This window comes from Sulfurospirillum diekertiae (assembly GCF_011769985.2).
GTDB classification, from domain to species: Bacteria; Campylobacterota; Campylobacteria; order Campylobacterales; family Sulfurospirillaceae; genus Sulfurospirillum; species Sulfurospirillum diekertiae.
On record NZ_CP039734.2, the window covers coordinates 43,012 to 62,314 of the forward strand.

The 19,303-nt window shown below is 38.8% G+C and carries 18 protein-coding genes; 6 read left to right on the plus strand and 12 right to left on the minus strand.

Annotated features, from left to right (window positions below; all coding sequences use genetic code 11):
* The first annotated feature begins 3 nt into the window (after nucleotides 1-3).
* The 4 genes from FA584_RS00275 (at nucleotide 4) to recJ (ending at nucleotide 5,012) form a co-directional block, all read left to right on the plus strand.
* Complete coding sequence (locus FA584_RS00275; protein WP_096045469.1) at nucleotides 4-204, plus strand: hypothetical protein; 201 nt, start codon at nucleotides 4-6, stop codon at nucleotides 202-204.
* Nucleotides 205-774: 570 nt separating this feature from the next.
* Nucleotides 775-1,644, plus strand: a complete 870-nt coding sequence (gene galU / locus FA584_RS00280) for a UTP--glucose-1-phosphate uridylyltransferase GalU (protein ID WP_191342061.1) — start codon at nucleotides 775-777, stop codon at nucleotides 1,642-1,644.
* A 151-nt stretch (nucleotides 1,645-1,795) separates the two neighbouring features.
* Nucleotides 1,796-3,436 (plus strand): CTP synthase, encoded by a 1,641-nt coding sequence (gene pyrG, locus FA584_RS00285; RefSeq protein ID WP_096045470.1) that lies wholly within the window; start codon nucleotides 1,796-1,798, stop codon nucleotides 3,434-3,436.
* Entirely contained in the window at nucleotides 3,429-5,012 is a 1,584-nt protein-coding gene (gene recJ, locus FA584_RS00290; RefSeq protein ID WP_191342062.1) for a single-stranded-DNA-specific exonuclease RecJ, read from the plus strand. The genes pyrG and recJ overlap by 8 nt, the downstream gene beginning before the upstream one ends.
* Here recJ and FA584_RS00295 read toward each other — a convergent pair.
* From FA584_RS00295 to purB, 9 genes are all read right to left on the minus strand, one after another.
* A complete protein-coding gene (locus FA584_RS00295) occupies nucleotides 5,009-5,668 on the minus strand; it encodes a protein-L-isoaspartate(D-aspartate) O-methyltransferase (RefSeq protein WP_096045472.1) in 660 nt (219 codons plus the stop codon). The genes recJ and FA584_RS00295 overlap by 4 nt on opposite strands.
* Complete coding sequence (locus FA584_RS00300) at nucleotides 5,646-6,401, minus strand: nitrilase-related carbon-nitrogen hydrolase (protein ID WP_228448183.1); 756 nt, start codon at nucleotides 6,399-6,401, stop codon at nucleotides 5,646-5,648. Before FA584_RS00300 ends, FA584_RS00295 begins: the two co-directional genes overlap by 23 nt.
* Nucleotides 6,391-7,413, minus strand: coding sequence for a ribonucleotide-diphosphate reductase subunit beta (locus tag FA584_RS00305; protein ID WP_087437388.1), 1,023 nt, complete (start codon nucleotides 7,411-7,413; stop codon nucleotides 6,391-6,393). Before FA584_RS00305 ends, FA584_RS00300 begins: the two co-directional genes overlap by 11 nt.
* Before the next feature lie 37 nt (nucleotides 7,414-7,450).
* Entirely contained in the window at nucleotides 7,451-8,185 is a 735-nt protein-coding gene (locus FA584_RS00310) for an anaerobic ribonucleoside-triphosphate reductase activating protein (RefSeq protein WP_228448039.1), read from the minus strand.
* Nucleotides 8,121-8,285 (minus strand): anaerobic ribonucleoside-triphosphate reductase, encoded by a 165-nt coding sequence (gene nrdD, locus FA584_RS14595; RefSeq protein ID WP_121494809.1) that lies wholly within the window; start codon nucleotides 8,283-8,285, stop codon nucleotides 8,121-8,123. Before nrdD ends, FA584_RS00310 begins: the two co-directional genes overlap by 65 nt.
* The gene (locus FA584_RS00320) at nucleotides 8,282-10,387 is read right to left on the minus strand and encodes a ribonucleoside triphosphate reductase (protein ID WP_167749914.1); all 2,106 of its coding nucleotides are present in this window, start codon (nucleotides 10,385-10,387) and stop codon (nucleotides 8,282-8,284) included. Before FA584_RS00320 ends, nrdD begins: the two co-directional genes overlap by 4 nt.
* A 209-nt stretch (nucleotides 10,388-10,596) precedes the next feature.
* Nucleotides 10,597-11,295 (minus strand): aspartate/glutamate racemase family protein, encoded by a 699-nt coding sequence (locus tag FA584_RS00325; protein WP_167749915.1) that lies wholly within the window; start codon nucleotides 11,293-11,295, stop codon nucleotides 10,597-10,599.
* Between the two features lie 42 nt (nucleotides 11,296-11,337).
* Nucleotides 11,338-13,704, minus strand: a complete 2,367-nt coding sequence (locus FA584_RS00330) for a ribonucleoside-diphosphate reductase subunit alpha (protein WP_167749916.1) — start codon at nucleotides 13,702-13,704, stop codon at nucleotides 11,338-11,340.
* Complete coding sequence (purB, locus tag FA584_RS00335) at nucleotides 13,704-15,032, minus strand: adenylosuccinate lyase (protein WP_167749917.1); 1,329 nt, start codon at nucleotides 15,030-15,032, stop codon at nucleotides 13,704-13,706. Before purB ends, FA584_RS00330 begins: the two co-directional genes overlap by 1 nt.
* Nucleotides 15,033-15,149: 117 nt before the next feature.
* Between purB and FA584_RS00340 the strand changes: the two genes are divergently transcribed.
* The gene (locus tag FA584_RS00340; RefSeq protein WP_167749918.1) at nucleotides 15,150-16,058 is read left to right on the plus strand and encodes an RluA family pseudouridine synthase; all 909 of its coding nucleotides are present in this window, start codon (nucleotides 15,150-15,152) and stop codon (nucleotides 16,056-16,058) included.
* 2 nt (nucleotides 16,059-16,060) lie between these two features.
* Nucleotides 16,061-16,675 (plus strand): fumarylacetoacetate hydrolase family protein, encoded by a 615-nt coding sequence (locus tag FA584_RS00345; protein WP_167749919.1) that lies wholly within the window; start codon nucleotides 16,061-16,063, stop codon nucleotides 16,673-16,675.
* A gap of 112 nt (nucleotides 16,676-16,787) precedes the next feature.
* On the opposite strand, the gene rlmN is transcribed toward FA584_RS00345, so the two are convergent.
* Genes rlmN through hisF form a run of 3 tightly spaced genes read right to left on the minus strand, consistent with a single transcriptional unit; the run spans nucleotide 16,788 to nucleotide 19,174 of the window.
* Nucleotides 16,788-17,864 carry a dual-specificity RNA methyltransferase RlmN gene (rlmN, locus tag FA584_RS00350; RefSeq protein WP_167749920.1) on the minus strand — a complete coding sequence of 359 codons (1,077 nt, stop codon included), beginning with the start codon at nucleotides 17,862-17,864 and terminating at the stop codon, nucleotides 16,788-16,790.
* A gap of 6 nt (nucleotides 17,865-17,870) precedes the next feature.
* Nucleotides 17,871-18,419, minus strand: coding sequence for a nucleoside phosphorylase-I family protein (locus FA584_RS00355; RefSeq protein ID WP_167749921.1), 549 nt, complete (start codon nucleotides 18,417-18,419; stop codon nucleotides 17,871-17,873).
* A complete protein-coding gene (gene hisF / locus FA584_RS00360; RefSeq protein WP_167749922.1) occupies nucleotides 18,416-19,174 on the minus strand; it encodes an imidazole glycerol phosphate synthase subunit HisF in 759 nt (252 codons plus the stop codon). The genes FA584_RS00355 and hisF overlap by 4 nt, the downstream gene beginning before the upstream one ends.
* Between the last annotated feature and the right edge of the window lie 129 nt (nucleotides 19,175-19,303).

Here is a 19,303-nt window from a genome sequence, read left to right on the forward strand (position 1 = left end):
TTTATGAATCAAGGTGGTTGGACATGCCCTCATGATGTGGAAGGAATCTGTGATATCATCAAAAAAGAGTGTGATCCTGGAGATCGTGGATGTGTCTTATACGGTAAAGCAAAATTTTCATCTGAAAGTTCACCTTCAAGTGAAGCATTTGAAAAGCGAATGGAACGTAAAATGCGTGAAATAATGGGAGAAGATACATTATAGAGTATCTTCAGGTATCAGATAAAAGAAGTCAATTGGTACAATTTTTCAATCGACTTCTTTTATAAGAATTAACTTTCAGTATATTATAGTGATTGTGTTTGGGCTAAATAGACAAAGCCTGCAGCAAATAAAACAGCATTTAGAAGAGTCATAGCCAATCCAACTTTTACAATACTTAATTTTTTCATCTTGGTAGCTCCTTTTTTGTTTTCGGAATTATATATTAACAATACTTAAATAAAAATAAATCAAATAAAAATATTTTCTTTTTATAAAAAATTGGTAACGTTTCTACACTTTATTTTTAATTAAATTAATAATACTAAAAATATAAATTAAGTTAAATATAAGTTTATGGCAGATCTTTGTTTATACTCTAAATAATTCTTTTGGGTGACATACGGTGAAAACATGGGTTAACGCGGCGCTATGAAATATACATTTTAATGATAATAATATGAAAAAATAAAGCTCATGAAAGATTATTGTAATAGGTCTATAGTGACACCTCATAGGAAAAAGAGCAAAATTAAGATAAAATTGCACATTTAAAACCTCAGGAGCGATACAGTGTCAAGTATCTCAAAATATAGCAAAATTAATAGTTTAAAATCTGTAAAAAAGTGTCTTTTCCCTGCAGCGGGTTATGGTACAAGATTCTTACCGGCAACCAAAGCGATGCCAAAAGAGATGTTACCTGTTCTTACTAAACCATTGATTCAATATGGTGTTGAAGAAGCAGTCAGTGCTGGTATTGATACGATGGCGATTGTAACAGGTCGTGGCAAAAGAGCTATTGAAGATCATTTTGATGTCAGTTATGAATTGGAACACCAAATTAAAGGCACATCAAAAGAGAGTTACCTTACTGAAATTAGAAATTTAATTGATAATTGCACCTTCAGTTATACGAGACAAGTAGAGATGAAAGGTTTGGGTCACGCAATTCTAACGGGTAAAACATTGATTGGCGATGAGCCTTTTGCCGTTATTTTGGCGGATGATTTATGTGACAATAACGATGATGATCCTGTTCTTAAACAGATGGTTGAAGTGTATGAAAAATACCGTTGTTGTGTTGTTGCTATTGAAGAAGTGCCTAAAGAAGATACAAACAAATATGGTGTTATTGATGGCAAAATTGTTGATGGTAATGAGTCAGTTCTTCGTGTCTCAAACATGGTTGAAAAACCAGATCCAAAAGATGCTCCAACCAATTTAGCCATTATTGGTCGTTATATTTTAACACCTGAGATTTTTGAAGTGATTGAAAATACAAAACCGGGTAAAGGCGGTGAAATTCAGATCACCGATGCGCTTTTAGAACTCGCGCGTCAAGGCAAAGTTATCGCGTATAAATTTACCGGAAGACGTTTTGACTGTGGCTCTATTGAGGGTTTTGTTGAAGCAACCAATTACTTCCACGATAAAGCAAAATAACACTTTATAATTTTTACATGTAAGCCTCTTAACCCCTCAATAAGGGGCTTATCTCTTCTTTTGATATTTACATTATTACCTTAAGGATAAACCCTTTATTAGCTTATGTTAGCTATAATCTCGCCATTAAATAATAATGAGGCGGAAGAGTATGTCCAATCACGAAACGAAGTATATTTTTATTACCGGAGGTGTTTTAAGCTCTCTTGGTAAAGGCATAGCAGCGGCGAGTATCTCTACACTTTTAAAAAACGTTGGCTTTAAAGTCAGCATCCTAAAAGCAGATCCTTATATCAACGTTGATCCAGGTACCATGAGCCCGTTAGAGCATGGAGAGGTTTTTGTCACCGATGATGGCGCTGAAACCGATCTTGATCTTGGGCATTATGAGCGTTTTTTGGATGAAAATCTTACCCAAGCGAACAATTTTACAACAGGACGCGTTTACTCTGCAGTTATCGAAAAAGAGCGTCGTGGGGATTACCTTGGTAAAACGATTCAAGTGATTCCTCACATTGTTGACGAAATTGCTAACCGTATCAAAGAAGCGGGGCGTGGACAAGATATTCTCATTGTTGAAATTGGTGGAACGGTTGGAGATATAGAAGGATTACCCTTCTTGGAGGCAATTCGTTCATTGAAAAGTGAGCTTGGTAAACGTCGTGCAATGAACATTCATCTCACACTCGTTCCTTTCATCAAAGCGGCAGGTGAGCTTAAAACGAAACCAACACAGCATTCCGTTCAAGAACTTCGCCGTATTGGTATCACACCCGATATGTTAATTTGTCGTTCTGAATACCCTCTTCCTAAAGAGTTGAAAAACAAGCTTGCTTTCTCATGTGGTGTTGAGCGTAATTCCGTGATTGAGTGTTTAGATGCCACGACTATTTATCAAGTACCGCTTAGTTTTCTCAAAGAAAATATTTTAGTTCCTATCTCCGAGACATTAGATCTTGGAGATTTGACACCGCATATGGATGAATGGGATATTTTGGTTAAACGTGTCATTGCTCCTCGTGATGAGTTAATGATCGCTTTTGTTGGCAAATATCTTGACCTTAAAGAGTCGTACAAATCACTGACTGAATCGTTAATTCATGCTGGAGCGAACCTAAATGCGAAAGTAAAAATTCGTTGGGTTGATTCTGAAATGATTGAAGAGAAAGGGTGTGAAGAGATTCTTTCCGATGTTGATGGTATTTTGGTTGCAGGTGGTTTTGGTGAGCGTGGCGTTGTGGGTAAAATGGCGGCAATCCGCTTTGCAAGAGAACATAAAATCCCTTATCTTGGGATTTGTCTTGGAATGCAACTGGCAATGATTGAATTTGCACGTAATGTGCTTCATCTTGAAGATGCTAATTCGGCTGAATTTAATCCTACATGTAAAAATCCGATTATCTATTTGATTGACTCTTTTATGGATGCGAGTGGCCAAAAACAGCTTCGTACGTTCCAAAGTCCTTTAGGTGGTACAATGCGTTTGGGTGGCTATGAATGTGAAACCAAAGAGGGTTCACTGCTCAGGTCAGTTTATGATGGCGCTAAAGTGATTCGTGAGCGTCATCGTCACCGATATGAAGCAAACCCAGCGTATCGTGAAGCCTTTGAAAAAGAGGGGCTTATCGTCAGTGGTGAGAGCAATGGTTTAATTGAAGCGGTAGAGCTTCAAGGTCACCCATGGTTTTTAGGAGTTCAATTTCATCCTGAGTTTACCTCACGTTTAACAAACCCAAATAAAACCATTTTAGGTTTTGCAAAAGCGGCTTTGTTACAACGCCAAAATGGCTAGGTTGCTGAGTAAAGAGGAGATAAAACGGATTCTTCAAAGCAGATTTGAGAACGACGAGTGTACCCGTTTAAATGAGATTCCTAAGCCCTCCTCTTTAAAAGATATTGCTAAGGCATCTAAACGTATTGCTGATGCGATGCGTAACCATGAACGTATTGCCATTGTGGGTGATTATGATGTGGATGGTGTCATTTCTTCCGTTATTTTAAGCCAATTTTTTGATGATCTAGGGGTTGATTACTCCTTGATTATTCCCAACCGTTTTACCGATGGGTATGGCTTAAATCCAGATATCGTTGCAAAACTTGATGTCCATGTGATTATCACCGTTGATAATGGTATTTCTGCGATTGAAGCAGCTCAGATTTGTAAACATCAGGGTATTGACCTTATCATCACCGATCATCATAGTATTCCTTCTATTTTGCCTGATGCGTATGCTATTGTCAATCCCAAACAAGAAGATTGCGCTTTTCCTCATTGTGAAATTTGTGGTGCACAAGTAGCGTGGTATTTAGTTGCTGCGCTCAAAGAAGAACTGGGTGTGGACTATAACCTTTCTAGCTTCTTAGATCTCCTTTGTATTGCTATTATGGCGGATATGATGGAGCTTGTAGGGATGAACCGTGTCATGGTTAAAAAAGGTATTGTAGAACTTAATCACTCAAAACGTGCTGCGTTTGAGGCCATTAAACAGTATTTTGGTAAAAAAACTTTAGAAGGGGATGATATTTCATTTTTGATCGGTCCTTTGATTAATAGTTCAGGTCGGATGGAAGATGCCATTTTTTCCTATGAATTTTTAAAGTCTAAAAATGTAGACGATGCTTTACAAAAACTTGATTATATTGTTTCCCTAAATGAAGCCCGTAAAGAGGAAGAGCGTCTCTTATTTGAATCAACATTGCCTTATGTCAAAGAGAATGAAAATATCATTGTTGCATGGGGTGAAGAGTGGCATGAGGGTATCGTAGGGATTGTCGCCTCTAGGCTTTCTAAACGCTTTAAAAAGCCTGCTATTGTCTTTTCTATCAAAGATGAAAAGGCCAAAGGAAGTGCGAGAGGTATTGGCAATGTAGATATCTTAGAGCTTATTCGTTCACAAGAGCCTCTTTTACTTGGGTTCGGAGGGCATAAGGGTGCAGCAGGTGTTTCGATTGAAATTAAACATTTAGAACAATTTAGAATCAATTTGGTGGAAGCATCCAGTCAGTTTACACAAGAGGCAATGGAAGCTGATAATGATCTCTTAGGAGAAATTAGTGCGGATCAGATTGATTTTGAGTTATTAGAAATTTTAGAGAACCAAGAGCCTTATGGTCAAAAAAATCCTAAGCCAAGCTTTTTATTACGTAATATTGCCGTCAAAGTTGATCGTTTGATTGGTAAAGATGGACAGCATTTAAAGCTTATTTTACAAGAGGGGAGCAATGCCCTTGAAGCGCTCTTTTTTAACTATGATATTAAAGCTAAGCAAGGTGATCGTATCGATATTTTGTTTACGGTTTCCCGCAATGATTATCGTGGGCTCGTAACACCTCAGCTTTTAATCAAACAGATTGTAAAGAAGTATTAAAATTCACGACCATCTTTTACAGGGACAAAGAGGCAGTTATCTAATGCCTCTTTGCGAATGCCCTCTTCCGTTTTTATAAATCGGGTAATAATTTGCTTCTCTCCTTTTTCAATAGGAGCTACCAAAATCCCACCTACTTTTAGCTGCTCAAAAAGCTTTTGTGGCACTTCAGGTGTGGAAGCTGAAAAAAGGATACGATCATAGGGAGCAAATTCTCTCCAGCCATTTTGTCCATCGTCAAAGCGTGTGTGTATGTTAGTAATACCTAATGTTTTAAAGCGTTCACGTGCCTCTTTAAGCAATCTTTCAATGCGTTCAATGGTAAAGACACGGCGTATAACTTTACTTAAAATAAGCGCTTGGTAACCACTGCCGCAGCCAATTTCCAAAACACTATCAGCACCTTTACATGTAAGAGCTTCTGTCATTTTTGCTACGGTTAAAGGCGAGCTAATCCACTGGTTTGCAACAAGGGGTAGTGCATCGAGTTTGTAAGCGTGCATACTCATGCCTTGTGGGACAAAAAGTTCACGTTCGCTTTGGCAAAAAGCATCATAAACGTTCTGACTTATAGGACAAATTTTAGCAATTTCGTCTGCCATTTTTTTATGTTTTTGAAAACTAATTTTGGTGTTAAATTGAGCCGTTTGCGGCATTATGGGTTAATCCTATGTCAAGATATCGTCGTATTTTTTTGATTTCATGAAAATCAAAGGTATGCATTATTAGGTTATGGTTATCATCACTGGTGACATCACCCAATGGAGAGATGATAGCACTGCTTTTAGCCATGCTTTCATCGGCACTGTTAGCACAAAGCACATACGCTTGATTGGCAATTGCCAACGCTGTCGTTAACACTTCAAAATGCTTTTTACGAAGTTTGCCCCAGTAGGCAGGTATTAAAATAAGATCTGCCCCTTTGATCTTTTCCCAAAGACTTGGAAAGCGAAGTTCAAAGCAGATAAGTACAGCAATTTTTATTCCATTAATCTCAACGAAGTTGATTTCTTCGATATTCCCTGCGCTAAAATAGTGTTCTTCTTCGCCTAAGGTAAAAAGTTTTGCTTTTGACTGTGTATAAATAAGTTTCCCATGATGAAAAAGTTTGAAGTTATTGACATACTTTGTATCAATTTTTTCAATCAATGTAAGCCCATATGTTTTACCTACAGAGAGTTTAGCGAGTTTTGGAAGTATCGTAGTAGTAAATTCTGCCGCTTCTTCCATTTTATCGTAGCTGTAGGCACTTAAACAGAGCTCTGGTGCTAATGAGATACTATTTTGAGGTGTTTGTTCCAAGAGCGCTTGAAGGGTCTCAAAATTCTCTTCAAAGCTTTGACCTTCATAGGCAAATTGTAACGCACAGAGCATTGGATTAGAAATCATCAAATGAGAGACTTCCTTTGCTGTAATTAGAAACATTGCCTTCAAAGAAATTTGTTTTTTGGTCATTAAATTTCGAGAAGTCATCTACCCATTTAATAGGGTGTTTGGCATTGTAGAGTTTTTCAAAGCCTACTGCCGTTAAACGATCGTCAATCAGATAGTGAATGTAGGTTTCGATGATGTCATCCGTAAAGCCCATAATTTGATTTTTGGTGATGTATTTGCCCCACTCAATTTCAAGATCACCTGCTTTTTGGAACATCTCATAGACTTTGGCTTTAAGCTCAGTAGTAAAAAGTTCTGGATATTCTTTTTGAGCTGAATTAATCATATTTTGGAAGATAAGAAGATGGGTAATTTCATCACGTTGAATAAAGCGAATCATCTGTGCACTTCCTAGCATTCTTCCAGCACGTGCTAGTGCATAAATAGCCGTAAAGCCAGAATAAAAGTAGATGCCCTCTAGGATTTGATTGGCAAACATTGCAAGAATGAGTTTTTCATCCGTTACATCGCCCGCTAACTCTTCGTAAACACTTGAAATGTAGTCATTTTTGCGACGTAATACTTCATCGTGTTTTTCCATCTCATAAATAAGGTCCGTGTTGTCGCAAATGGCTTCTGCCATAACGGCATAGGATTTAGAGTGGTTTGCCTCTTCATACGATTGGCGAGAAAGACATGCATTTATCTCAGGTGCTGTGATGTAGGGGTTTATGTTGTCGGCTAAGTTGTTAGTTTGAAAGCTATCCATGCTAATGAGTTGAGACCAAACGAGATCATACATACGTTTTTCGGCATCTGTTAAGTTACGGTTATAGTCAATGACATCTTTTGTGGTATCGACTTCTCTAGGAAACCATGTATTGGCTTCCATCATATCCCAAAGTTTAAGTGCCCATGAGTATTTTGCTTTGGTGAAATTTAAAATTCCGTGTGGGTTTCCCCCAAAAATTTTACGATCTTGAAGACTTTCATCTGAGTTGGGGTTGTAGATTTTTTTGCGCTCCATTGACGTTCCTAATACAATAATATCTAAAAAGATTGTATCAAAAATTTCTTAATTCTATAGGTATGAGAGGGCTGAGCTGGCTCAAATCAAACTGATTTTGTTGCATTTTTGTTTCACCCAATGTGGGCTCTACATGTAAATAATTTTGAAGGTAATAGGTTCCACGATAACCTTTTACATGTAAATCTTTTATGATGGTGTTAATGTCTATGGGAGTGAGTAAATCACTATGTAGTGTTGTACGAACCTCAAAGGGAATATCACTTTGAATCAGTATTTTTAAACTCTCTTCAAAACGTTCACTATGGTGGTAATGTGTTAATGTTTCATACTGATCTAATGGAGCTTTATAATCAAGTGCAATGTAGTCTACAAGCTTTTTCATAATTAAATGTGCTAGTAACTCTGGATGAGAGCCATTGGTGTCGATTTTAATCTTATAATTTAATGCTTTAATCGCTTCGCAAAAGGGTTCAAGATTGGGATAAAGGGTACACTCTCCACCACTTAGTACAACACTATCCAGACGTCCTTGACGGCTTTGTAAAAATTCTATGGCAGTTTGGAGGCTAATGGTTCCACTGTCTCGTACGATTTGAGGATTGTAGCAATAGGGACAAGCCATATTGCATTTGGCAAACCAAAAGATAGACGCTAGATGATGGGGATAATCTAGCGTCGTAAATTTCGTAATACTATGAATTGCCTTATCGGCAAGGACATTTTTCAACAAATTGAACGCGCTCTCTATGCTCGCCAGTTTTTCCAACATTAAAACTCTCTACGGGTCTGTGATAACCCATAACACGGGTATAAACAATACATTTGGTGCGTTTTTCTTTCAACTTCTCTAAAATTTCGGTTTGACTCATGATGCTTCTCCTTTTCTGTAGTGTTCTACTAATTCTTCATCGCATTTAGGGCAAAATTCATGCTCGCCACTGATGTAGCCATGTTTCTCACACACCGAAAAGACCGGTGTGATTGTAAGGTAAGGCATACGGTAGTTGGTGATCACGTTTCTAACCAACTTTTTACACGCTTCACTGGAACTAATGCGCTCTTTCATGTAAAGATGCAGAACGGTTCCACCTGTGTAGGAGCATTGTAGGTCATCTTGCAGATCCAATGCTTCAAAAGGATCATCGGTAAAATTCGCAGGAAGTTGAGAGGAGTTGGTGTAGTACACATTTTTTCCCGATCCTGCTTGGATGATCTCAGGGTAGCGTTTTTTATCTTCTTTCGCAAAACGGTACGTTGTACCCTCTGCTGGTGTTGCTTCAAGGTTGTAGAGATTCCCCGTCTCTTCTTGATATGTGACCATTTTATTGCGCACAAATTCTAAGATTTCGTGAGCAAATTCCATTCCATATGCATCGGCAATATTGTGTTTATCATCCGTAAAATTGCGAATCATCTCGTTGATACCATTGACACCAATGGTTGAAAAATGACTGTTAAATCCTGGCAAATAACGTGCTGTATACGGATAAAGTCCACGGTTGTACATCTCTTGGACAAATACACGTTTTTTCTCTAGTGTTGATTTGGCGAGGTCCATCAGGTATTCAAAGCGCTCCATCAACTCTTTTTTATTGCCTTTATAGAGATAGCCAAGTCGTGCCATATTGAGCGTCACAACGCCAATACTTCCCGTCATTTCAGCACTTCCGAAAAGTCCACCGCCACGTTTTAAAAGCTCTCTAAGATCGAGTTGCAAACGACAGCACATGGAGCGTACATGGCCAGGTTTATAGGCTTTTGGGTTTTCTACAAGTTTGCCATCAGCATCTCTCACGTATTGGCTTCCAATAAAGTTTTGAAAGTATGATGAGCCAATTTTGGCGGTATTCTCAAACAGTAAGTCCGTGTTTTCACCATCCCAATCAAAATCTTCGGTGATATTCACCGTTGGAATTGGGAAGGTGAAAGGCTGACCTGTTTTATCGCCCTCGGTCATCACTTCGTAGTAAGCTTTATTGATGAGATTCATCTCTTTTTGAAAATGCTTGTAGGTCATGGCTTCAAGAGAATTGACACCACGTTTTTGTGCCTCTTCCATAAGCTCAGCATCGTTAATTTCTTTAAAAAGATGACGTTGGTTTGATGTTGGAATCTGATCGGCTAAGTCTTTAGGCACGGTCCAGTCAATCGTAATGTTGGTAAACGGACTTTGTCCCCAACGTGCAGGAACATTGAGGTTATAAATAAAGCTACGAATCGCTTTTTTGATCTCTTTATAGGAGATTTTATCCTTGAAAGCATATGGTGCTAAATAGGTATCAAATGAGCTAAACGCTTGAGCACCCGCCCATTCGCTTTGGAGAATGCCTAAAAAGTTTGCCATTTGTCCGAGTGCTTCGCGAAAGTGCATTGGAGGGCGGCTCTCAACACGACCACGAACACCGTTAAAGCCCTCATCTAAAAGCACGCGAAGGCTCCAACCAGCGCAATACGCTGTTAAACAGTCTAAATCATGGATATGATAGTCACCATTACGATGGGCTAATCCCTCTTCTTTGGAGTAAATTTTGTCAAGCCAGTAATTAGCAATCACTTTACCTGCAGTGTTATTGACTAACCCAGCGTTTGAGTAACCGGTGTTAGAGTTTGCTTTAATTCTCCAGTCACTTTTTCCAATATACTCTTCAATTGTTTGCGTGGAATTGACATAGGTCGTATCTTCATTGAGTCCGTAGATATGCTCACGCTGCATTTTATGGGTATGTCGGTAGAGAATAAAGGAGCGCATAACGTCAAAATAACGTGTTTTATAAAGCTCTTGTTCGATCATATTTTGGAAGTCTTCAACCGCTGCTACCCGTTTTTTTTCGATACGCTTGAGTATCTCTTGAAAGATGCTTGCATCGTAGGTTACACCTTCACTTTTAAAGGCTTTTTTAATGGCGTCTTCGATTTTATAAGGCTGAAATTCTTCTGTCGTTCCGTCACGTTTGAGTACTTTGGTTAGCATGGTTATCCTAGATGTAAAAGTAGAGAAGATTATAGTAAGTATAAAATTTAAAGAAACTTAATAATTAAGCTGAAACAATTATGTCACAGTTTAAAATTAAGAGTTTGATAGATTTTTTAATTATGGCTATTAATGGCTTGATTTAGGAATTTATTGCATATTTTTGCTTTTTATTATTAAAATATAAAATTAATTTATATTTTAAGATATTATTCGTTAAGTGCATGTGTTAGTGCTTCGTTTACATGTAGAATAGTTGTGTCAAAAAGCGGCAAATAAGTGCTTTGTTGATCCAATAAAAGGCCAATTTCCGTGCATCCTAAAATGACAGAATCAATTTGTTCATCATGGCATTTAAGATCGTTAATTATTTTTAAAAATATCTCTTTGGAAGTGCTTTTGATTTGACCAACGCAAAGTTCTTGAAAGATAATTTGGTTGATAATTTCGATTGCTTTTTCATCAGGGATAACCACATCAATGTGGTGGGATTTTAAAACTTCGGTGTAGAATGTTTCTTGCATTGTAAATTGGGTTCCAAGTAGAATGGCTTTATGGGCATCTTGTGCATTGAGCGCTTTAGCAGTCGCTTCTGCAATATGTAAAAAAGGTGTTCTCACATGAGGTGTAATGAGCGGAAGAATTTTGTGCATGGTATTGGTACATAAAAGGATGAAATCCACTCCTGCTCGTTCTAAGGAAAGTGCTGCTTCTTGGATAACAAGCGCAGCCTCTTCCCATTTCCCTTCGCTTTGGAAGTGCTCAATTGGTGCAAAATCAACTGAGTGAAGAATGATCTTAGCACTGTGAAGTCCACCCAGTTTGGCTTTGACGCCCTCATTTAAAAGAGTGTAATAGCTCTGTGTGGATTCCCAACTCATGCCACCGATCAATCCTATCGTTTTCATTCTTACCCTTTACATGTAAAGTATTTTATTCACACGATACGCTTATTGACATCCTTCACACTCAATGCTGCGATCGGCTACTTCAAGTTTATTCTCAGGCGATTGGGAACGGAGGTAATAGGTCGATTTGATACCGAGTTTCCATCCGAGCATGTAGATGTCATTGAGGTATTTTCCGCTTGCCTTATCCAATGTGATAAAAATATTAAGGCTCTGCCCTTGATCGATCCATTTTTGGCGAATAGCACCTGCTTTAATGAGCACACGTTGATCCAGTTCATATGCTGGGGTATAAAAATTCCAAGTATCAGGACTGAGGTTTGGCACCACAACAGGAATCATTCCTGAGAGGTTTTCCTCAAACCATTTACGTTTGTATACAGGCTCTATTGTTTGTGTGGTTCCCACAAGAATAGAAATGGAGCTTGTTGGTGCAACTGCCATCAGATAGCCATTGCGCATACCATTCTTTTTCACTTTTTCTCTTAAACTCTCCCAATCATACATGTACCCAAATAGCCCACCACGATCTACTAATTTCTTAGCTTCGTCATTGGCCGTGTCTATTGGGAAAATACCTCGACTCCATTTCGAACCTTGAAATTCAGGATAAATTCCTTTTTCAATCGCAAGATTAGACGAAGCCAAAATGGCATTGTAACTCACCGCTTCCATCACTTCATCAATTTTGCTAAAGTGCTCGTAACTTCCCCACGCGATGTGCTGTTCTGCCAGCATTTGCGCTTCACCCATCACACCTAAGCCAATGGCACGTGATTTGAGGTTAGTATGTTTTACTTTGGCATGTGGATAAAAGTTAAGATCAATCACATTGTCAAGCATTCGAATTGCGATAGGAATGGTTCGCTCGATCTCTTCTTTGGTGTGAATTTTAGAGAGGTTCACACTGGCAAGATTACACACAGCCGTTTTACCTTCAACCATCTCTTTTTCAACAATAAAAATATCTTTGCCATTGATACTATCGAGTGCAGTTACTTTCTTAGCTTCTTTTGTTACGCCACTATCAACTTTAACCAAATCACTCTCTTCATAGGTGTCAATCGTTTGATCGTTATAAACAATTTTTACTTTATAGTGATTAGGTGCGGTATTTTGAAAAATTTCGGTGCACAGGTTTGAGCTTCGAATAATGCCCGTATGATCATTAGGATTCGCACGATTGGCATTGTCTTTAAAACAGAGGAATGGGCTTCCGCTTTCAAAATAACTGGTTAAGATTTTCTTCCACAACTCTTTGGCAGGTACATACTCTTTTGAAATAGCATCGTTTTGCTCATAGGCAAGGTAACGACGCTCAAACTCTTCACCATAGACTTCCGCAAGATCACCCGCTTCAGCAGGATCAAATAGCGTCCACATTGCGTTTTCTTCAACACGTTTCATAAAGAGGTCATTGATCCAAAGTGCAGGGAAAAGATCGTGCGCACGACGTCTCTCTTCACCAGAGTTTTTCTTAAGGTCTAAAAAGTCGGAGATGTCCATATGCCATGGCTCTAAATACACGGCAATCGCACCTTTACGAGTCCCGAGTTGATCCACTGCAATGGCAATATCATTGGTGATTTTTAAAAAAGGTATAACGCCACCTGCGGCGTTTTTATGCCCATCGATCATACCACCCATCGAACGTACCAAATTCCAATCCCAGCCAATGCCTCCACCAAATTTGCTCAGCAGTGACATCTCTTTGTAGGAGTCAAAAATACCTTCGATATTATCAGGCGTACTGCCGATGTAGCATGAGCTGAGTTGATGACGCGTAGTTCTTGCATTCGAAAGTGTCGGCGTTGCGAGCATCACTTCAAATTTACTGATCACATCGTAAAATTTCTTTGCCCAATCTTGGGAATTGAGTTCATTTTGCGCTAAGAACATGGCAATCGCCATGAACATATGTTGTGGCAACTCAATAGGCTTGCCTTGTCTGTTCTTGATCAAATAACGATCGTGAAGGGTTTTAATTCCAAGATAGGTAAATTGAAGATCACGCTCAGGCTTGAGGTAGGCGTCAAGGTCTTTCAGGTCATATTTGGATTTCATCCCAAGGGCGATACGTCCCTCTTTTTCTCCACGGTCTAAGTACTCTGCAAAACTTCCGTACCCTGTAAAGCCATTGACTTTATGGTAAAGGTCATATAAAAACAGACGTGCGGCAACAAACGTCCAGTTTGGCCGATCAATATCGATCTTATCCACTGCTGTTTTGATTAATGTCTTTTGAATCTCTTCAGTCGTAATTTGATCACGAAACTGAATCTTCGCATCGACTTCAAGCTCACTTTGAGAGACATTGTCCAAACCTTTGATGGCAGAGCTAGTATATTTTTGAATTTTAGAGATATCGAGTGGCTCAATGCGACCATTACGCTTTTGGACAGTTAACATTATTTAAATACCCTTTGAAAAATTTTATCGACATTTTTGGTGTAATAAGCATAGTCAAAACATGCTCTGATTTCTGTTTCGCTGAGTTGCGCTCTTAAATCTTCATCGCTCAGAAGATTTTGAAGGTACAAACTCTCCCCTTCACTGTTGAGCGCTGGTTTGCCATGTTGAAGGTCTTCCCAGACTTTCATAGCGTTTCTTTGAACAATTTTATACGCATCTTCGCGTGATACATTTTTAAGTGGTAACTCAAGTAAGATGCGTTGTGAAAAGACAAGTCCACCTGTTAGGTTAAGATTGCGCATCATGTTTTCAGGGTAAACGACGAGTTTAGAGATAACGCTGTTGAGACGATTAAGCATGAAATCGGTGGTGATAAAACCATCTGGCAAGATAAAACGCTCAACGGAACTATGACTGATGTCGCGCTCATGCCATAAAGCGACGTTTTCCATCGCTGGGATCGCGTAGGATCTTATCATACGACACAGACCAGTAATATTCTCACTTAAGACGGGATTGCGCTTGTGAGGCATCGCAGAGCTTCCTTTTTGACCTTTTTCAAAGAACTCTTCACATTCATATACTTCGGTGCGTTGGTAATGACGAATTGCAACGGCTATCTTCTCACAACTGGATGCCAATAAGGCAAGTGCATTCATGAGTGCAGCATAACGATCCCGTTGAATGACTTGGTTAGAAACGGGAGCTGGTGTCAGACCAAGCTCTTCACAGACATACTCTTCAAGCTCAATCGGTGAGTGAGCCATATTGCCCATTGCTCCACTGATCTGTCCGACAGAAATGACGCCCATAACATTTTCAAGATTTTTAAGACTACGTTTGATCTCTTCGTACCAAATGGCAAGTACCAAACCAAACGTGATAGGCTCGCCATGAATACCATGGCTTCTTCCCACCATCAATGTCATTTTGTGTTCCATCGCTCTGGTTTTTAATGATTCCATTAATGTTTTGACATCTTCAATGATTACATGTAAAGAGTCGCGCATCTGAAGGGCAACAGCCGTGTCAATACAATCTGAACTGGTCATACCATAATGAACCCACCTGCTCTCTTCTCCAAGGCTGTCTGCCACGCTCGTTAAAAATGCAATGACATCGTGACGGGTGACTTTTTCAATTTCATCAATACGGTCAATATTGAACTTGGCATTCTTAACGATTTTTTCACAATCACTATTTGGAATGAGTCCTAATTTGTTCCATGCTTTGGTTGCGGCTTTCTCGACCCTAAGCCATGCGTCGTATTTTGCCTCAATGGTCCAATGCTTTTTCATCTCTTCTCGTGCGTAGCGCTCTACCATTCTCATTCCTTGTCTATTTGTGATTTTTATGTGATAAAATACGGTGAATTTATCTGTAAATTCGTGTTTGATATGATTTTTTATTTTAACAATTTCGGACTAAAAAAGGGTTGAATTTTGGCGTATACTTTGAAAAAGTTTGTTCTTGAAAAACCAACACTTGCCTTTCGCTTCTTAATGGACACCTTTGAAATCAGTATGGGCGAAGCGCAAAAAATAGTGGATAAACGAAGAGTTTTTGTGGAAGGTGAGCAGCTCCTCAAAAAATCATCTTTGATTGTTGGTACTATTAGCGTGGTTGTTTTTGAAGGAGAATCTAAAGGTCTTCAACCTGTTTTTGAGACAGAAGACTTTGCCGTTTTTGAAAAACCTAGTGGTGTGATGATTCATCCTCGAAAACGCAGTGACGGGTATACTTTAAACGATGAAATCAAATCGTTGTATGGGAAAGATGCGAATGCGGCTCACCGTATTGATAAAAGTACGAGTGGTTTAGTGTTGGTGGGCAAACATAAGCAGGCGGAAATCGAGCTCAAACGTATCTTTGCGACAAGGCACGTTCAAAAGAGTTATTTGGCTTTGGTGCATGGAAAAATTGACGATGTTCTGATGATTGATGAAAAACTGAAGCGCGATGTTGAAACAAGTCAAATTCGACTTAAAGTCCATGTGGATGAAAGAGGTAAGGCGTCACAAACAAAAATAACGCCCCTTGGCTATTTTGCAGACAAAGATGCAACATTGGTTGAAGCGATTCCCTATACCGGAAGGCAGCATCAGATTCGTGTTCATTTGTTCCACGTGAAACATCACATTGTTGGTGATCCAATATATGGAATAGATGAAGAAGATGCAGAGAGATACTTAGAGGGTTCTATGAGCGCAGAAGAACAACTTGAAATAACACAAAGTTCACGCCTTCTTTTGCATGCCCAAACGTTAGCATTTGAGTATAAGGGAATTCCTTATAAAATAGAATCACAGGTTGATGCAAAAACACTGTTTTACAATTTAATGAAAGGATAACAATGAAAACAATTATATTAGATGGTCTTAGAGCCGCCCCAAGTAAGGTGGTCTGTGTTGGGAGAAATTATGTTGCGCACATTAAAGAGTTAAATAACGAAGTTCCTACTTCAATGGTTTTGTTTATGAAGCCTAACGCTGCTTTAAGTAGTGAGCTGATAACTGGCAAACAAACACCACTTCATTATGAAGGTGAAATCTCTTTTTTAATCAAAAAAGGAGCCATTGCTGCTGTTGGGTTTGGGCTTGATTTGACTAACCGTGAACTCCAAAGTGAGCTTAAAGGAAAAGGGCTACCTTGGGAGCGTGCAAAGGCTTTTGACGGTGCTGCTGTTATGAGCCCGTTTGTCAGTATTGATGCGTTGGATGTTAATTTACTCTCGATGCAATTGTGGATTAATGATGTGTTAGTTCAAGAGGGAAACATTGACCTGATGATCTATAAACCACTCACAGTTATTGAAGAAATTAACTCCTTTTCGACACTGATTGATAACGATATCGTAATGAGTGGAACGCCTAAAGGTGTTGGTAGTTATGTTAAGGGTGATAAATTTGTTGGAAAGATTTTTATTGCTGATCGAGAGATTATCTCTCAGGAATGGATAGCTAAATAACCTCAAAGAGCTTTACATGTAAAGCTCTTACTTCTCTTTTAGAAAGAGGACTTTAATCAGTCCTCCTACTCCTACGATCACAACGATTATTAAAAAACCAACTTGAAATATGTCAAGCGTTGTCATTATTTTTTTCCTTATCTTTAAGCTGCCCACATGCGGCGCTGATATCTAAGCCTTTGGATTGACGAATGGTACACAGTACTCCATGATTGACAAGATACTGTTGAAACGCTATCATATCTTTTTCTAACGGGCGAGCAAATTCGCTTCCAACATGCGGATTGAAATAGATGAGATTAACTTTCGATTTTATGCCATGTAGGAGCTTCACTAGCTTGCGAGCACTCTTTTGGTCATCATTGACTCCTTTCATAACCAAGTATTCAAACATGACCCGTTTACGTGCGTCTATAGGGAATGCTTTAACAGCATTGATGATGGACTCAATATTATAGGCTTTATTGATCGGCATCAGCGTTTGTCTTAGTTCATCATCTACCGCATGCAATGAAATTGCTAACAAAACACCCAACTCCATTAACCCTAGTTTTTCGATTTGTGAACTAAGCCCGCTGGTTGAAATGGTTTGCCTGCGAGGTGAGATAGAAAGGCCATCAATATCCGTAAAAATACGCACAGCCTTGCTCACGTTAGCTAAATTATCCAGTGGCTCACCCATCCCCATATAAACGATATTGACACGTCTATTCTCGGCGATAGCATTGTCTCTTTTGATCATGAGAATTTGCGATGTTATCTCTCCAGCTGTTAGGTTGCGTTTAAAACCACTTTTCCCCGTGAGACAAAACGCACATCCAATTTTACAGCCCACTTGAGAGGAGATACAAATCGTATAGCGTGTATGGCGAATTAGCTTTCCATCTTCATCATTTTGTTCTTGCTTCATAGGCAAAAGAACCGATTCGATAGTGTTGCCATCTTTGAGTGCAAAAAGATATTTTTTACTACCATCCCTACTCTCTTCAACTTTAGCGATGATAAGAGGATCTAAATAGTACTGTGCTTCAAGCTGATCTTTGAGCTCTTTGGGAAGATTTTTCATCTCATCAAAGGAATTGACGTATTTTTGATATAACCATTGATAAATTTGTTTCGCTCTAAAAGAGGGTTTGATAATTTCCGATAACTCTTCTTTTGATAGATCGAATATATTCTGTTTTTCCATAATACCTCAAATTTTCATATTTTTTTCTACATGTAATGTAATGAGTTCTTTTGCTTGCGCATGATTGTGTATAAAATCACGATGGGCATTTTCATCGCAATAATTGGTCACAACAAAAAGACCAGAACAGGGAATATGGAAGTGATTAGCGACACTCACTACAGAAAAAAATTCCATATTTTCTAGGTCAATATTTTTTTCAATCATTTTATGTGCCAATGTGATATCTGTGGTAATGTAATTACTTGAATTGACAATAGGCGACGGATATATTGTTCCACGTGAAACATGAACCTTCTCAACATCGATGGAATTTTGTAAAGTTGTGTAACATTTGTTCTGCAAAAAACAGAGTTCAATATTCGCAGCACTATGACTATGCACAAGATCAAAAGGCTGATATTTACCATAGCTTCCAGCAGTTCCTACAAAAAATAAAAAAGCAGGTTTCTCTTCTAGAATAAGTTTGGTTAGCGTGATGGCACTTTCGATAAGTCCAACACCAATAGGTTTGGCAAAATCGAATGTTTCATTTCTCCCCGCACAAAGAATCATAACCGTACTGCAATTCCCTCATGCGCGAGGTAATGTTTAAGATCCATAATATCAATCTCTTTAAAGTGAAAAATGGAAGCGGCAAGAGCCGCATCGGCACCATTGACAAAGGCATCTTTAATATGCTCCATCGTCCCTGCCCCACCACTGGCAATCACAGGAATATCCAGCATAGTGCTCATTTGCGAAGTAAGTGGAATGTCATAGCCATTTTTAGCACCATCACAATCCATGGAGGTAAGAAGGATTTCTCCCGCACCTCTTTCTTGAACCTCTTTTGCCCATTCAAGAGCGTCTATTCCTGTATCGATTCTTCCACCATTAACAAAGACATGCCACGAATCCTCTGTGCGTTTAGCATCAATAGCGACGACAATGCACTGTGAACCAAAACGTTTGGATGATTCATCGATAAAAAGAGGATTGGCAATGGCTGGAGAGTTGATACTCACTTTATCGCATCCTACATGTAAAAGAGTGTAAATATCATCGAGGGTTCGGATACCTCCGCCAACAGTGAGTGGAATAAACACTTCACGTGCAACTTTCTCAACGATATCAACAATCGTTCCTCTACCTTCATGACTGGCTGTAATATCTAGAAATGTGAGCTCATCTGCGCCTTCTTCATTGTACCGTTTTGCAATTTCAACAGGATCCCCTGCATCTTTAAGTCCAACAAAATTAACACCCTTAACCACACGTCCATTTTTGACATCCAGACAAGGGATAATACGTTTAGCAAAATGCTCCATAAGGCTCTCTTTTTAGATAAATATTAAGTTAAAATGATAGCGCAAGAATTAAAAAAAACTTCTGAAAAGTAAGATTAAATCTGTATATAACTCTTTTATAAGTAAAGATTAGCTACAATCAGTGAAAGT

What these genes read in the sequence shown, in the direction of transcription:
- FA584_RS00275 (WP_096045469.1), top strand. Translation starts at nt 4, where the DNA reads ATGAATCAAGGTGGTTGGACATGCCCTCATGATGTGGAAGGAATCTGT.
- pyrG (WP_096045470.1), top strand. Translation starts at nt 1,796, where the DNA reads ATGTCCAATCACGAAACGAAGTATATTTTTATTACCGGAGGTGTTTTA.
- recJ (WP_191342062.1), top strand. Translation starts at nt 3,429, where the DNA reads ATGGCTAGGTTGCTGAGTAAAGAGGAGATAAAACGGATTCTTCAAAGC.
- FA584_RS00295 (WP_096045472.1), bottom strand. Translation starts at nt 5,668, where the DNA reads ATGCCGCAAACGGCTCAATTTAACACCAAAATTAGTTTTCAAAAACAT.
- FA584_RS00300 (WP_228448183.1), bottom strand. Translation starts at nt 6,401, where the DNA reads ATGATTTCTAATCCAATGCTCTGTGCGTTACAATTTGCCTATGAAGGT.
- FA584_RS00305 (WP_087437388.1), bottom strand. Translation starts at nt 7,413, where the DNA reads ATGGAGCGCAAAAAAATCTACAACCCCAACTCAGATGAAAGTCTTCAA.
- FA584_RS00310 (WP_228448039.1), bottom strand. Translation starts at nt 8,185, where the DNA reads ATGTTGGAAAAACTGGCGAGCATAGAGAGCGCGTTCAATTTGTTGAAA.
- nrdD (WP_121494809.1), bottom strand. Translation starts at nt 8,285, where the DNA reads ATGAGTCAAACCGAAATTTTAGAGAAGTTGAAAGAAAAACGCACCAAA.
- FA584_RS00320 (WP_167749914.1), bottom strand. Translation starts at nt 10,387, where the DNA reads ATGCTAACCAAAGTACTCAAACGTGACGGAACGACAGAAGAATTTCAG.
- FA584_RS00325 (WP_167749915.1), bottom strand. Translation starts at nt 11,295, where the DNA reads ATGAAAACGATAGGATTGATCGGTGGCATGAGTTGGGAATCCACACAG.
- FA584_RS00330 (WP_167749916.1), bottom strand. Translation starts at nt 13,704, where the DNA reads ATGTTAACTGTCCAAAAGCGTAATGGTCGCATTGAGCCACTCGATATC.
- purB (WP_167749917.1), bottom strand. Translation starts at nt 15,032, where the DNA reads ATGGTAGAGCGCTACGCACGAGAAGAGATGAAAAAGCATTGGACCATT.
- FA584_RS00345 (WP_167749919.1), top strand. Translation starts at nt 16,061, where the DNA reads ATGAAAACAATTATATTAGATGGTCTTAGAGCCGCCCCAAGTAAGGTG.
- rlmN (WP_167749920.1), bottom strand. Translation starts at nt 17,864, where the DNA reads ATGGAAAAACAGAATATATTCGATCTATCAAAAGAAGAGTTATCGGAA.
- FA584_RS00355 (WP_167749921.1), bottom strand. Translation starts at nt 18,419, where the DNA reads ATGATTCTTTGTGCGGGGAGAAATGAAACATTCGATTTTGCCAAACCT.
- hisF (WP_167749922.1), bottom strand. Translation starts at nt 19,174, where the DNA reads ATGGAGCATTTTGCTAAACGTATTATCCCTTGTCTGGATGTCAAAAAT.